General features: G+C 66.2%; 14 protein-coding genes. 3 read left to right on the forward strand and 11 right to left on the reverse strand.

From position 1 onward, the window contains the following. Positions 1 to 180: 180 nt before the first annotated feature. The 4 genes from FG95_RS06485 to FG95_RS06500 all read right to left on the reverse strand — a co-directional run bounded on the left by FG95_RS06485 (position 181) and on the right by FG95_RS06500 (position 2,390). Positions 181 to 666: a rhodanese-like domain-containing protein gene (locus FG95_RS06485; protein ID WP_052182149.1), complete on the reverse strand. Its 486-nt coding sequence runs from the start codon at positions 664 to 666 to the stop codon at positions 181 to 183. Positions 667 to 796: 130 nt separating this feature from the next. After that, a complete protein-coding gene (locus FG95_RS06490) occupies positions 797 to 1,147 on the reverse strand; it encodes a hypothetical protein (RefSeq protein WP_052182150.1) in 351 nt (116 codons plus the stop codon). Positions 1,148 to 1,233: 86 nt separating this feature from the next. Continuing rightward, on the reverse strand, positions 1,234 to 1,875 hold the full coding sequence (locus tag FG95_RS06495) for a YceI family protein (protein WP_052182151.1): 642 nt from the start codon (positions 1,873 to 1,875) through the stop codon (positions 1,234 to 1,236). A 101-nt stretch (positions 1,876 to 1,976) separates the two neighbouring features. Then, positions 1,977 to 2,390, reverse strand: a complete 414-nt coding sequence (locus tag FG95_RS06500; protein WP_037554821.1) for a hypothetical protein — start codon at positions 2,388 to 2,390, stop codon at positions 1,977 to 1,979. A gap of 169 nt (positions 2,391 to 2,559) precedes the next feature. On the opposite strand from FG95_RS06500, the gene FG95_RS06505 reads away from it, so the two are divergent. Together FG95_RS06505 and FG95_RS06510 are read left to right on the forward strand one after the other, a co-directional pair. After that, positions 2,560 to 3,045 (forward strand): YHS domain-containing (seleno)protein, encoded by a 486-nt coding sequence (locus FG95_RS06505; protein ID WP_037554763.1) that lies wholly within the window; start codon positions 2,560 to 2,562, stop codon positions 3,043 to 3,045. 226 nt (positions 3,046 to 3,271) lie between these two features. Beyond that, entirely contained in the window at positions 3,272 to 4,159 is an 888-nt protein-coding gene (locus tag FG95_RS06510; protein WP_037554764.1) for an OmpA family protein, read from the forward strand. Positions 4,160 to 4,381: 222 nt separating this feature from the next. Here FG95_RS06510 and FG95_RS06515 read toward each other — a convergent pair whose 3' ends face one another. The 7 genes from FG95_RS06515 to miaA all read right to left on the reverse strand — a co-directional run bounded on the left by FG95_RS06515 (position 4,382) and on the right by miaA (position 12,223). Next, complete coding sequence (locus FG95_RS06515) at positions 4,382 to 5,656, reverse strand: adenosylmethionine--8-amino-7-oxononanoate transaminase (RefSeq protein ID WP_037554765.1); 1,275 nt, start codon at positions 5,654 to 5,656, stop codon at positions 4,382 to 4,384. Between the two features lie 103 nt (positions 5,657 to 5,759). Next, complete coding sequence (bioD, locus tag FG95_RS06520) at positions 5,760 to 6,368, reverse strand: dethiobiotin synthase (RefSeq protein ID WP_037554766.1); 609 nt, start codon at positions 6,366 to 6,368, stop codon at positions 5,760 to 5,762. After that, positions 6,365 to 7,507: an 8-amino-7-oxononanoate synthase gene (locus tag FG95_RS06525; RefSeq protein ID WP_037554767.1), complete on the reverse strand. Its 1,143-nt coding sequence runs from the start codon at positions 7,505 to 7,507 to the stop codon at positions 6,365 to 6,367. Before FG95_RS06525 ends, bioD begins: the two co-directional genes overlap by 4 nt. Before the next feature lie 157 nt (positions 7,508 to 7,664). Then, positions 7,665 to 8,705 (reverse strand): ketol-acid reductoisomerase, encoded by a 1,041-nt coding sequence (gene ilvC / locus FG95_RS06530; protein ID WP_037554768.1) that lies wholly within the window; start codon positions 8,703 to 8,705, stop codon positions 7,665 to 7,667. A gap of 77 nt (positions 8,706 to 8,782) precedes the next feature. Further along, positions 8,783 to 9,301, reverse strand: coding sequence for an acetolactate synthase small subunit (gene ilvN, locus FG95_RS06535; protein ID WP_037554769.1), 519 nt, complete (start codon positions 9,299 to 9,301; stop codon positions 8,783 to 8,785). 130 nt (positions 9,302 to 9,431) lie between these two features. Further along, a complete protein-coding gene (gene ilvB / locus FG95_RS06540; protein ID WP_037554771.1) occupies positions 9,432 to 11,186 on the reverse strand; it encodes a biosynthetic-type acetolactate synthase large subunit in 1,755 nt (584 codons plus the stop codon). A 74-nt stretch (positions 11,187 to 11,260) separates the two neighbouring features. Continuing rightward, positions 11,261 to 12,223 (reverse strand): tRNA (adenosine(37)-N6)-dimethylallyltransferase MiaA, encoded by a 963-nt coding sequence (gene miaA / locus FG95_RS06545; protein WP_037554772.1) that lies wholly within the window; start codon positions 12,221 to 12,223, stop codon positions 11,261 to 11,263. Here miaA and serB point away from each other — a divergent pair. Continuing rightward, positions 12,222 to 13,106, forward strand: coding sequence for a phosphoserine phosphatase SerB (gene serB, locus FG95_RS06550; RefSeq protein ID WP_037554773.1), 885 nt, complete (start codon positions 12,222 to 12,224; stop codon positions 13,104 to 13,106). The two genes, miaA and serB, sit on opposite strands and share 2 nt — an antisense overlap. The last annotated feature ends 152 nt before the right edge of the window (positions 13,107 to 13,258 follow it).

The following is a 13,258-nucleotide window of genomic DNA, read 5'->3' on the forward strand; positions in this document are numbered from 1 at the left end:
GCATGGGCGTCCTAGTGATGCAAAATGTCGCCGGATGCAAGAGGGGAATGCGAAAATTGCGCGGTCTTCCCCCTTCCGTCATCCCGGCGAAGGCCGGGATCTCACCGGTGCGTTCTTGCGACAGGTCGAGATCCCGGCCTTCGCCGGGATGACGAGGTTGGTTTGGGGTGCGTGCCTCAGTCAGCCCGTCACCCATTCGACCTTGGGATCGTTGAAATCGACGACGTCGGCGAGTTCGTGGACGTTCGGATAGCCATAGCCGACGAGGTTGATGAAGGTCTGGATATTGAGCGCGAGCGGGGCGCGCTTGAGCGGCACGGGGCTCGCGTGGTTCGAGAAATTATTGTTGCAATAGATGAGGATGGGGCGGTTCGGGTCGGCGCCGATCACCGCGGCGAGGCTCTCGGCGGTGAAATCGGTGAGGGGGAGGTTGACCGCGCCCTTGATGTGGCCGCGCTGGAAGGCGTCCTTCGAACGCGCGTCGAGGAGCAGGGTGCCGGGCTTCGCGGCCGCGGCCTTGAAGGCGTCGAAGGCGATGAGGCGCTGCGCGCGTTCGGGGGCGACGCTGGCGGTGAGCGTCTGGAAGCCAGGATAGTCGATCTGCGGATTGGCTTGGGCCAGCGCGGGCGTGGACGTAAGGGCGAGAGCGAGTAGCAGGCTGCGCATGAGGATCCTCCCTTGAATGCAAGGGAAGCTAGGCCGCTTTGGCTGGCTCTGCGATGAACCGAAAAATGTCGCCGGGCCGCGAAGAAACTCGCGGCCCGGCGTAGTGCAGGGGCTGGTTGCGGAGCGGGCCTCAGGCGGCTTCGCTCTCGTCGTCCTCGTCCCACGGTTCGTAGACCTCGTCCTCGATCAGATTGTCGACCGCGTGGACGCGCACGCCGATAACCCAATCCTCGAGCGGGCCTTCCCATCCGGCTTCGACTTCGCTGAGCGCCTCGGCGGCGTCAGCGGGGCGGTCGCCGACAAGGTCGAAATCCTGCACGCCGTCGTCGGGCGGGGTGATGTAGACATGGGGGTCGAGCCGGACATTGGTCCAGCCCGCGGTGGGGGCGAGGCCTTCGGCTTCGACCACCAGCAGCGGATTTTCCTCGTCGCCGTCGATCCCGGCGTTCACTTCGACGATTTCGCGTACCAGTTCGCTCATCACATGGGCTCCTTGTGCGAAAAGGGGCGGGACCATGCCGGTCCCGCCCCCTGATACGCGGCGCGTGTGACAGATTGGATGCGCGCTTACTGCTTTTCGAACGCGGCGTGGATTTCGAGTTCGACTTCGTCGCTGACCATCGGAATGCCCATCGAGACGCCGAAATCGCTGCGCTTGATCGTGGTTTCGGCTTCGAAGCCCACGGTTTCCTTCTTGGTCATGCCCATGCCCGCGCCGTGGAAATCGACGTCGAGGGTGACGGGCCTGGTCACGCCGTTGAGGGTGAGGTTGCCGGTGACCTTCGCCTCGTCGCCCTCGGCATCGACGACGACGCTGGTCGAGACGAATTTGGCGTCGGCGGGATTGGCGCCGAAGAAGTCGGGCTTGCCGCCGTCCTTGCCGGGGCGGAGGAGGTGGCTGGTGAGCCCGGCGCTGGCGGTGGTGACCTTCGACACCGGGATGGTCACATCGACCTTGGCGGCGGGGGGGTTGGCGGGGTCGATGACGAGCGTGCCGGTCACGTCGCCGAAGATGCCGCTATATTTGCTGAAGCCGAGATGGTCGACTTCCCACACGACCATCGTGTGGCCGGGGTCGGCGGCATAGGTGCCCGCGGTGACGCGCGACTTGTCGGGCGCGCCGGGGGCGGAGCCGCCCTGCGCGACGACGATCGGGGTCGCGACGGCGGCGATGAGGGCGATAGCGGCAAGGGGAGCAATGCGGCGCATGAAAAATCTCCTGTTGGGGAAGCGGAAGCTAGGCGACGGCGAGGGACGGCGTCAACAAGCGGCGGAGAAACGCAGGGTTTCAGTTTGCGTCGCGCCGGGCGTCAAGGCGCGCGGCGCGCCTCGAACCAGTCGCGCAGCGCCGCGGCGGCGCAGCCGGTGAAGCCATAGGACCCCACGGGCGAGCAGCTGTTCGGGCGGCTCGCGCGCGCGACATTTTCATAGCCCTCGACCTTCGAGGCCCAGCTGCCGCCGCCGACAGCCTCGTCCTCCTTCAGCTCCTCGCGCAATTCCTTGGGCACGCGGTAGCGTTCGGTTTCGGGCTGCTGGGCGCAGACGACGATCTCGCCCTCCTGCGCCTCGGGGCAGGGTTCGTCGCCGTAAGTATAGAGTATCGAGGTGCGCTCGGGGGGCGTGCCCGATTGCGCGAGGCTGCCGCCGTCCTCTTGCGCGAGCGCCGGCGCGGCGAGCGCGAGCGCCGCGAGAAGGGGGAGGAGGCCGCCTTTTTTCTTCGTCACAAAATCGCGTTCCCAAGCCCCGGTTCCCTGCATTGCAGATGGAGCGCCGCAGATGAACCTAAGCCGAACTGCCCCCCGCAACAATTGCCGTAACCCTTTGCGCTTTCGGCGCGAACTGGGTGGCGACGGGGCCGGCGCGGGGCCGATGCCTTCCAGATGGAGATTGCTTATGAAAAACCAAGCCTTTTTCGCGCTGCTCGCCGCGGTGCTCGCGCCGCTGTCGGTCGCGGCGTTCACGCCGCAGGCCTATGCGAAGCCGGTCTATGTCGGTGTTGACGGTGGAAACATTGCGGTGAGCGGCTATGATCCGGTAAGTTATTTCGAAGAGGAAGGCGTGCCGGTGAAGGGCGATGCGGCCTTTGCCGTCGAGCATGACGGGGCGGTCTATCATTTCGCGAGCGCCGAACATGCCGCGAAATTCCGGGCCGATCCGGCGGCGTTCATGCCGCAATATGGCGGCCATTGCGCGTGGGCGATGTCGCGCGGCTATCTCGCGCCGGGCGATCCGTTCGCCTATGCGATCGTCGACGGCAAGCTTTACCTGAACTTCAATCAGGAGGTGAAGGCGAAGTGGGACAAGGACCGCGCGGGTTTTATCGCGGCGGCGGAAAAAAATTGGGTGGCGATGCCCGACGACGCCAAATTCGGCGAGTGAGGCCGGGCAGGGGAGCGGGATTTTCGTTCGCCGCTTCCCCCTGTTATCGATCCGCGAGCGAAAAAAATTTCGTTTATGCGACATGGTCTTATCGGCTTGCCGTGCGAAACGGCCGACGACCTGCGCAACTTTCGCCCGGTCCACGAGTATTCATGTGCCAGAACGGGCCACGTCAAGGGGCGGGCTCGAGCTGCGGGGGCAGCTGGTTCAATTGAAGGAGTAGGGTATGGGTGCCGTTTCGAAGAGTTCAGGCGCGATGCTGATGCTGGCGCTGCTCGCCGCACCGGCGACGGGCGGCCTGGCGGCGCAGGCGCAGGAGCAGGCGCAAGAGACGAATGGCGAAGTCATGACGACCGTTTACGGCCAGCTGCCTTCGCCCGACCAGATGACCAAGGGACCCAAGGTCGAAGGCATCATCTCGGCGCGCAGCGACGGCCGTATGCAGGTCACGACCGCCGACGGCAACAACACGGCGATCGCGATCGCGGAATATACCAAGATCAAGAGCAGCGGCGGCTTTCTGGGCCTTGACCGCGACAAGCTCGCGGCGAATTCGCTGCTTAACGGTCTGCCGGTCAGCGTCGACACCTTGCAGTGGGACGGCGGACTGGTCGCGAACGAGGTCAACCTCAAGAGCAAGGACCTGCGCACCGCGTCGATGATCCACACCGGCACCGACCAGCGCTTTGCCGAACAGACGGCGGCGACCGAGGCGCTGCGCGGCCGCGTCGGCGACATCGACCAGTATAATGTCAAGGGCACGACGAACGTGAACTTCGACACCGGCAAGGCCGTGCTGTCCGAACAGGCGAAGGCCGATCTTTGCAACGCGGCGAACCAGGCCGAGGGCATGGACAATGCATTGCTGCTCGTCGTCGGCTACACCGATTCGACCGGCAGCCAGGAATTCAATCAGGTCCTGAGTGAAAAGCGCGCCGGCCGCGTGGTCAACCATCTGCAGCAGGCCTGCGGCTGGAAACCCTATCGGATGCTGACCCCGACGGGCATGGCCGAAGCCGACCCGGCGGCGGACAACACCACCCCCGAAGGCAAGGCGCAGAACCGCCGCGTCGCGGTGAATATTCTGGTCAGCAAGGCGACCGACGGCCTGTAAGCCTTGATGGCAGGCAAGATATACGGGGCGGGCCTTTTGGCTCGCCCCGTTTTTTTGGGGGAGGCTGTCCTAAGCTCCTCCCTGTCGCGAAGCGATGGGTAGGGGGACCGCCGCCGCCGGCGGTGGTGGAAGGGCCGCGACGGTGCGCCATAGGCCCCTCCGTCAGCGCTTCGCACTGCCACCTCCCCATGGCTTCGCCACAGGGAGGATCGAAGGCCGATCTTAGCCCGGAGAGCTCCCGAGACTGTCCAGCGACGCCGCGATCTTGTTCCAGACCTGCGCCAGTTCGTCCGCCGTAATGCAATAGGGCGGCATGACATAGAGCGTGTTGCCGAGCGGGCGGAGGAGGATGCCGCGGTCGCGATAAAAAGCGATCAGGCGCGGGGCGAGATTCGAAAGATAACCCGCGTCGGGGACGGCGATGTCGAGCGCGGCGATCGTGCCGAGACGGCGCGGGTTTTGAACGCGCGGGTCGTGGCTGAGCAGCGAAAGATGCGCGGCCTGCGCGTCGGCGAGCGCATCGATGCGCTGCTGAACCGGCTCGTCGCGCCAGATTTCGAGATTGGCGTTCGCGGCGGCGCAGGCGATGGGATTGGCCGTGTAACTGCTTGAATGATAGAACGCCTTGCCGCGGTCTTCCGAAAAATGGGCTTCGAAGATCGGCTCGATGCAGAGGGTGACCGCGAGCGGCAGGCTGCCGCCGGTGAGGCCCTTCGACAGGCAGACGATGTCGGGGATGACGCCCGCAGAATCGCAGGCGAAGCGCGTGCCAGTGCGGCCCCAGCCGGTCATCACTTCGTCGGCGATGAAGAGGACATTGTAGCGGGCGCAGATGGCGCGCATTTCGGCGAGCACCCATGCGGGATAGACGAGCATACCCCCGGCGCCGAGGATGAGCGGTTCGACGATGAAGGCCGCGGGCTTTTGGACGCAGGCGGCTTCGAGCGCGTCGAGCGTCGCTTGCTCAAGTCCCTCGTGCGGGAAAGGGATGGTGTCGACGTCGAACAGCAAAGGCTGCCACGCACGGTTGTAGACGCCGCGCGCGCCGACCGACATCGTGCCGATCGTGTCGCCGTGATAGCCATGTTCGAGGACGAGGATGCGGCTCCGCGCTTCGCCGATATTGTACCAATAGCCGAGCGCCATCTTGAGCGCGACCTCGACGCTGGTCGACCCCGAATCCGAAAAGAAGACGCGCGTGAGCGGGGCGGGGGTGATGCGGACCAGCTCGGCGGCAAGGCTTTCGGCGGGCTCGTGCGTCCAGCCCGCGAAGATGAGTTGATCGAGCTTTTCGGTCTGGGCGCGGATCGCGGCCATGATGTGCGGGTGGGCGTGGCCGTGAGTGGTGACCCACCATGACGAGATGGCGTCGATCCAGCTATTGCCGTGCGCGTCGTAGAGCTTGGCGTCTTTGGCGTGGGCGATCAGCGGGATCGGATCGCCGAGGCCGTGCTGGGTGAAGGGGTGCCAGACGGGGGAGGTGGAGTTCTGCGTCATAAGGGCGCTCTATCTCATATCGTCATCCCGGCGAAGGCCGGGATCTCGACCTCGCATTCTTTCGCATCGGTGGGATCCCGGCCTTCGCCGGGATGACGAATATCTATCGAAAGTTTGCGAGATCAAAGTTGGCCGCGAAAGCATCCGCCAGTGTTTCGCTGTTCAGCGGATCGATGATCGGCAGGCGGCCCAAGCGGCGGACGCCCGAGATTTCGGATATGATCGCCTCGCTGTCTTCGACCGCATCGCCGAGGAAGGCGAGGCCGTGGATTGGGACTCCGCGGGCGCGGAGCGCCTCGATCGTCAACAGGCTGTGGTTGATCGTGCCGAGTGCGGTGCGCGCGCAGACGATCACCGGAACCTGCCACTTGGCGAAGAGATCGGCGTAGAGGGTGGTGCGCGCGACGGGGACGAGCGCGCCGCCGGCACCCTCGACGATCAGGTCGCCGGGGGGCGGGGTCAGCGTTTCGAGGTCGATGTTGACGCCGTCAATTTCGGCGGCAATATGCGGCGAGGCGGGGGTGACGAGGCGGTAGGCTTCGGGGCGGATCGGCACGCCGGCGAGGCGCGCGACGACTTCGCTGTCGGTTTCCTCGTCGAGCCCCGACTGGATCGGTTTCCAGTAGGGCGTGCCGGTCGCCTGCGCCAAGCCCGCGGAAAAGACGGTTTTTCCGATGCCGGTGTCGGTGCCGGTGACGACGAAGCGCGTCATGCCGTGGCCATCGCCTGCGCGAGCGCGTCGGCCATATCGTCGATGTTATCCTCGTCAACATTGAGCGTGATCGCGATGCGCAGGCGCGCGGTCCCTTCGGCCACCGTCGGGGGGCGGATACCGCGAATGTCGAAGCCTGCGTCGCGCAGGCTGCCCGCGATGCGCATCGCGCGCTCGTTATCGCCGATGATCACGGGCAGGATCTGGGTGCCGCTGGCGGGGATGCCGAGCGGGACGAGGCGCTCGGCGGCGTGACGGACGAGCGCGTGGGGGCGCGCCTGCCGCTCGGGCTGGTTCGCGGCGATCTCGATCGCCTGCCGGACGAGCCACGCCGTCAGCGGTGACGGCGCGGTCGAAAAGATGAAGGGGCGGCCGCGGTTGACGAGGAAGTCGCACGCGATCGCGGGGGCGCAGAGCAGCGCGCCCTCGGCGCCCAATGCCTTGCCGCAGGTGTGGAGGGTGACGAGATTGTCGCGGCGCGGCAGCGCGTGCGCGAGGCCGGCGCCGCCGGGGCCGAAGACGCCGGTGGCATGCGCTTCGTCGACCACGAGTACGGCGCCGTGGCGGTCGGCGACGTCGGCGAGCGCGGCGAGCGGGGCGCGGTCGCCGTCCATCGAATAGAGGCTTTCGACCGCGATCCACGGCGTTCCCGCGCCGCCGCCGGCGCGCCAGCGCAAAATGATGTCGTCGAACGCCTGCGCGTCGTTATGCGCGGCGGCGACATGGCCGGCGCGGCCGAGCTTCATTCCGTCGTGCGCGCTCGCGTGGATCAGCTCGTCGTGGACGACGAGGTCGCCGCGCTGCGGCAGCGTCGCGAACAATGCGGCGTTGGCGGCGAAGCCGGTGGCGAAGAACAGCGCGGCCTCGCTGCCATAATGGCGCGCGGCATGGGCTTCGAGCGCTTCATGTTCGGCGTGGTTGCCGCGCAGCAGGCGCGAACCGCCCGAGCCTGCTGGCAGGCCGCGCGCGATGCCGGCGGCGAGCGCGTCGCGCAGCACGTCGGAGGCGGCGAGGCCGAGATAGTCGTTCGACGCGAAATCGCGGCCTGCGCGCGGAGCGAGGGCGCGGCGGCGGCCCTGCTCCGCGAGCGCGGCGAGGTCGGCGCGGTGGGCGGTGAAGGGGCGAGGCTGGTCGGTCATCGGGACCCTTGTCAAAAGCCCCTCCCCTTCAGGGGAGGGGTTGGGGTGGGGTCTCGAAACCTTGCGCGAGGCCGATGGACCCCACCCCGTTGCGACTAGCGGGCAAGCCCGCAAGTCTCACTGCCCCTCCCCTGAAGGGGAGGGGTTTGCAAGCGGTTCAGTTCTTCGACTTGTCGACGAGCTGGTTCTTGGCGATCCACGGCATCATCGCGCGGAGTTTTTCGCCGGTCTGTTCGATCGGGTGCGCTGCGGCGGCCTTGCGGCTGGCCTTGAGTTCGGGCTGGCCGGCCTGGTTGTCGAGCACGAAGTCCTTGACGAAGCGGCCCGACTGGATGTCGGCGAGGACGCGCTTCATTTCCTTCTTCGTTTCGTCGGTGATGATGCGCGGGCCCGTCTTGATGTCGCCATATTCGGCGGTGTTCGAGATCGAATAGCGCATGTTCGCGATGCCGCCTTCATAGAGGAGGTCGACGATCAGCTTGGTTTCGTGGAGGCATTCGAAATAGGCCATTTCGGGCGCGTAACCCGCCTCGACCAGCGTTTCGAAACCCGCCTGAATGAGGTGGGTGATGCCGCCGCAGAGCACGGCCTGTTCGCCGAAAAGGTCGGTTTCGCACTCTTCCTTGAAGGTCGTCTCGATGATGCCGCTGCGACCGCCGCCGACGGCCGAGGCGTAGCTGAGGGCCAGCGCCTTGGCGAAGCCGTTGCCCGAGGCGCCCGCGCCCTGCGCTTCCTGCGCGACCGCGATCAGGCAGGGGACGCCGCCGCCCTTCTGATATTCGCTGCGCACCGTGTGGCCGGGGCCCTTGGGCGCGACCATGAAGACGTCGATGTCGGGGCGCGCGTCGATCAGGCCGAAGTGGATGTTGAGGCCATGCGCGAAGGCGAGCGCGGCGCCGGGCTTCATGTTCGGGCCGATGTCGTCGGCGTAGATTTTTGCCTGATGCTCGTCGGGGGCGGCGATCATGATCACGTCGGCCCATTCGGCGGCTTCCTTGTTCGAAAGCACCTTGAAGCCGGCGGCTTCGGCCTTTTTCGCGGTCGGCGAGCCGGGGCGGAGAGCGATCGCGACTTCCTTCACCCCGCTATCGCGCATGTTCTGCGCGTGGGCGTGGCCCTGGCTGCCGTAGCCGACGACGGCGACCTTCTTGCCCTTGATCAGATCCTGGTCGGCGTCGCGATCGTAATAAACCTGCATGTCATTCTTCCCTATTCTTCTTCCGTCACCCCGGACGTGATCCGGGGCGCCAATAGTTGAAACCCAATGCGTAAACTCTAGAGCGCCTCCGGCCCGCGGGCGATGGCGACGACGCCGGTGCGGCCGACCTCGACCAGCCCGCATTCGCGCATCAGCGCGATGAAGCGGTCGACCTTGTCGCTCGTCCCGGTGATTTCGAAGATGAAGCTCGACAGCGTCGTGTCGACGACCTTGGCGCGGAACACGTCGGCCATGCGCAGCGCCTCGATCCTTTTGTCACCGGTGCCCGCGACCTTGACCAGCGCGATTTCGCGTTCGACATGTGCTTCGCCCGCGTCGTTGAGATCGACCACGCGGTGCACGGGAACGAGCCGGTCGAGCTGCGCGATGATCTGGTCGATGATCGGCGGCGGGCCGTTGGTGACGATCGTGATGCGGCTCAAGGCATGGTCCGAACTGATGTCGGCCACGGTGAGGCTTTCGATATTGTAGCCGCGCGCGGTGAACAGCCCGGTGATCTTGGCGAGCACCCCGGCCTCGTTATCGACGGTGATGGCGAGCACATGGCGCTCGCCGGCTTCGGTGGTGATTTTCATGACTTTTCTTTCCCCCTCCCGCTTGCGGGAGGGGCCAGGGGAGGGCATGTCTGCGGGGCGGGGCTGGCCAACAGGCCCTCCCCCGACCCCTCCCGCAAGCGGGAGGGGAGAAAATTGCGGTTCTGCCGCATCACACCAGCGCTTTCGCTTCGTCGTCCATCGTGCCGGTGACGTCGCTCGGCTGGAGGATCATGTCGGTGTGCGCCGCGCCCGACGGGATCATCGGGAAGCAGTTGGCGAGCTTGGCGACGCGGCAGTCGACGATCACCGGTCCCGGCGTGTCGATCATCTTCGCGATGCCCTCCTCGAGCTGGCCCAGCGTGTCGATGCGCAGCCCCGTCCAGCCGTAAGCGTCGGCGAGCTTCACGAAATCGGGCAGGCTGTCCGAATAGCTGTTCGAATAGCGGCTCTCGTAAGTAAGTTCCTGCCACTGGCGGACCATTCCCATCCATTCATTATTGAGGATGAAGATCTTCACCGGCAGGCGGTACTGGCTGACCGTCCCCATTTCCTGGATGTTCATCTGGAGCGAAGCTTCGCCCGCGATGCAGATGACGAGGCGGTTCGGGGTGGCGATCTGTGCGCCGACCGCGGCGGGGAAGCCGTAGCCCATCGTGCCGAGCCCGCCGCTGGTCAGCCAGCGGTTCGGCGCCGAGAAGCCGAAATGCTGCGCCGCCCACATCTGGTGCTGGCCGACCTCGGTCGTGATGATCGGGTCGCGGCCGCGCGTCGCGTCGAACAGCGCCTTCACCGCGCGCTGCGGCATGATGTCGGCGTCCGGCTCCTTCTTTTCGGGAAAGTCGAGGCAGCGCGTCGCGCGCCAGCCGTCGATGCGGCGCCACCATTCGCCGAGGTCGCGCGCCTTGTGCCCCTTGGCCTGCCACGCGGCGATCAGCGCGTCGAGCGCGCGGCCGGCGTCGCCGACCACCGCGAGGTCGACGGGGACGATCTTGTTGATCGAGCTGCGGTCGATGTCGATGTGGATCTTCTTCGCCTCGGGCGCGAAGGCGTCGAGGCGGCCGGTGACGCGGTCGTCGAAGCGCGCGCCGACCGCGATGATCAGGTCGGCGCGGTTCATCGCCATGTTCGATTCATAGGTGCCGTGCATGCCGAGCATGCCGAGCCATTTCGGATCGTCGGCGGGGAAAGCGCCGAGCCCCATCAGCGTCGAGGTGATCGGCGCGCCGGTCAGGCTGACGAGTTGGCGCAGCGCCGCACTCGCATCCGGCCCCGCGTTGATCACGCCGCCGCCGGTGTAGAAGATCGGGCGTTCGGCCGCGGCGATCATGTCGATCGCCTGGGCGATCGCATCGGCGTCGGGTTCGACCTGCGGACGATAGCTGTTGTGCTGGATGAATTCGGGCACCGAATAGGTGCCGGTCGCGACCTGCACATTCTTCGGAATGTCGATCACCACCGGGCCGGGGCGGCCGTGCGTCGCGATATGGAAGGCCTCGTGCATGATCGGGCCGAGACGGTCGGGGTCCATCACGAGATAATTATGCTTGGTGCAGTGGCGCGTGATGCCGACGGTGTCGCATTCCTGAAAGGCGTCGGTGCCGATCAAGGTGGTCGGAACCTGCCCCGTCAGCACGACCATCGGGATCGAATCGAGCAACGCATCGGTGATGCCGGTGACGGCATTGGTCGCGCCGGGACCCGAAGTCACGAGCACGACGCCGGGCTTGCCGGTCGAGCGCGCATAGCCCTCTGCCGCGTGGGTCGCCGCCTGTTCGTGGCGGACGAGGATATGCTTGATCGTCGGGTGTTTGTAGAGCGCGTCATAGATCGGAAGGACCGCGCCGCCCGGATAGCCGAACACCGTATCGACCCCGAGGTCGACCAGCGCCTGAACCACCATGTCGGCACCACTCATTTCCGTCACGACGAAACTCCTTTCAACGCAAAAGTGCCGCGCTTGTGCGCTGCAACAGGGTTGCGGGCAATAGGTGTATGATTCTATCCTGTCAACAGACTATCACGTAATTTTATTGCTAATTGATCAATAGAATCGACGTTTAATGACTCTTCGTGGCCCGACCAATCGGCGGGCGGCTGGTGGCGGAACCACGTATATTGGCGCTTCGCATATTGACGGGTCGCCGCCTGCGCCGCTTCGAGCGCGTCGGCGCGGCTGATTTCGCCGCGGAGAAAAGCGGCGATCTGCGGCACGCCGATCGCACGCATCGCGGGAAGATCGGGGTCGAGGTGACGTGCGAGCAGGGCTTCGACTTCTTGGATCGCGCCGCCCTCGAACATCTGGATCAGGCGGGTATCGCAGCGGGTACGAAGCCAGTCGCGCGGGGGGAGGAGGATCAGCGGGGCGAGGGCGATGGTATCGGCGATGCCGCCTTCGCGCGCCTGCTGCCAGTCGGCGAGAGTGCGGCCGGTCGCGCGCACGACCTCGAGCGCGCGCGCGACGCGCGTGGTGTCGGCGGGGTTGAGGCGGGTGGCGGCGGCGGGGTCGGCCATCGCCAGCGCGGCATGGGCTTCGGCGACCGGAAGCGCGCGGACGGCTTCGCGGACGCGCGGGTCGATTTCGGGGACGGGTGCGATGCCATGGAGCAGGGTGCGCAGGTAAAGGCCGGTGCCGCCGACGAGGATCGGGACCCGGCCCGCAGCATGCGCCTCGGCGATGACATTGCGCGCTTCGGCCGCCCAGCGCGCGGCATTATGCGCTTCGGCGGCGTCGACATGGCCGAACAGGCGGTGCGGCACGCCGTCCATCTCTTCCGCGGTGGGGCGCGCCGAAAGGATCGCGAGGTCGGCGTAGACCTGGCTCGCGTCGGCATTGACGACGATCCCATTTTCGAGCGTTTTTGCGAGCGCGACCGCCAAAGCGCTCTTGCCGCTGGCGGTGGGTCCGGCGATAAGTGCCACGGGCAGCCGCGCTTTGGCGGTCGAGAAAGAAGGAGATGCCATGTTCGTCGCGACGCTGATAGCAGCCGGGAAGCTGACCGACGAGGTGGTTCGCGAAGGTATAGACCGGCTGGCGGCGACGGGACACGATGTCGGCGCGCCGCACTGGCTCGACGAGCATGACGCGGCGGACATCGTCTTTCACGGCAGTCTGGTGAGCGCGCGCAAGGAACTGGCGCATATGGATCATGGCGCGCTCGACATCGTCGTCCAGCCGCTGGGCGACCGCACCAAGAAGCTGATCATCGCCGACATGGATTCGACGATGATCACCGTCGAGTGCATCGACGAACTCGCCGATTATGCGGGGCTGAAGCCGCAGATCGCGGCGATCACCGAACGCGCGATGCGCGGCGAGCTCGATTTCCGCGCCGCGCTGACCGAGCGCGTCGGGCTGCTCGGCGGGATGCCCGAAACGACTTTGGTCGATTGCCGGATGGAGCGTGTGCGGTTGACGCGCGGCGCGCGCACCTTGGTGCAGACGATGAAGGCGCATGGCGCATATTCGGTGCTGGTGTCGGGCGGCTTCATGCCCTTTGCCGGGCCGGTGGCCGAGGCGATCGGCTTCGACAAGGTCGTCGCGAACGAGCTGGAGATTTCAGGCGGCAAGCTGACGGGAAAGGTGCTGGAGCCGATCGTCGACAGTTCGGCGAAGCTCGAGACGCTGAAGGCCGAAGCGGCGCGCCACGGCCTGCCGCTCGCCGAGACGCTGGCCGTGGGTGACGGCGCGAACGACATTCCGATGATCACGTCGGCGGGGCTGGGGATCGGCTATTATCCGCACCCCTCGGCGGGCGAGGCGGCGGCGGCGGTGATCCGGCATCATGATTTGACGGCGTTGCTGTGGGCGCAGGGCTATTCGCGGCGGCAGTGGGTGATGGGGTAGGGGTAGCGGCAGCAAACGACCGGAAGCGGCCGCTCGATCCTCCCCATCGCGAAGCGCTGGGGAGGGGGAGTGTTGGGTCGTCCAGTCCCCCGGACTGGACTTGGATTGCCGGGGGCAATCCAACCCTACACTCCGCGAAGCGGTGGTGGTGC

The sequence above is a fragment of the Sphingopyxis sp. LC363 genome, from assembly GCF_000756385.1.
GTDB lineage: Bacteria > Pseudomonadota > Alphaproteobacteria > Sphingomonadales > Sphingomonadaceae > Sphingopyxis.

Coding starts and splice junctions, on each gene's coding strand:
- FG95_RS06485 (WP_052182149.1), bottom strand. CDS start 666: ATGCGCAGCCTGCTACTCGCTCTCGCCCTTACGTCCACGCCCGCGCTG.
- FG95_RS06490 (WP_052182150.1), bottom strand. CDS start 1,147: ATGAGCGAACTGGTACGCGAAATCGTCGAAGTGAACGCCGGGATCGAC.
- FG95_RS06495 (WP_052182151.1), bottom strand. CDS start 1,875: ATGCGCCGCATTGCTCCCCTTGCCGCTATCGCCCTCATCGCCGCCGTC.
- FG95_RS06505 (WP_037554763.1), top strand. CDS start 2,560: ATGAAAAACCAAGCCTTTTTCGCGCTGCTCGCCGCGGTGCTCGCGCCG.
- FG95_RS06510 (WP_037554764.1), top strand. CDS start 3,272: ATGGGTGCCGTTTCGAAGAGTTCAGGCGCGATGCTGATGCTGGCGCTG.
- FG95_RS06515 (WP_037554765.1), bottom strand. CDS start 5,656: ATGACGCAGAACTCCACCTCCCCCGTCTGGCACCCCTTCACCCAGCAC.
- bioD (WP_037554766.1), bottom strand. CDS start 6,368: ATGACGCGCTTCGTCGTCACCGGCACCGACACCGGCATCGGAAAAACC.
- FG95_RS06525 (WP_037554767.1), bottom strand. CDS start 7,507: ATGACCGACCAGCCTCGCCCCTTCACCGCCCACCGCGCCGACCTCGCC.
- ilvC (WP_037554768.1), bottom strand. CDS start 8,705: ATGCAGGTTTATTACGATCGCGACGCCGACCAGGATCTGATCAAGGGC.
- ilvN (WP_037554769.1), bottom strand. CDS start 9,301: ATGAAAATCACCACCGAAGCCGGCGAGCGCCATGTGCTCGCCATCACC.
- serB (WP_037554773.1), top strand. CDS start 12,222: ATGTTCGTCGCGACGCTGATAGCAGCCGGGAAGCTGACCGACGAGGTG.
- miaA (WP_037554772.1), bottom strand. CDS start 12,223: ATGGCATCTCCTTCTTTCTCGACCGCCAAAGCGCGGCTGCCCGTGGCA.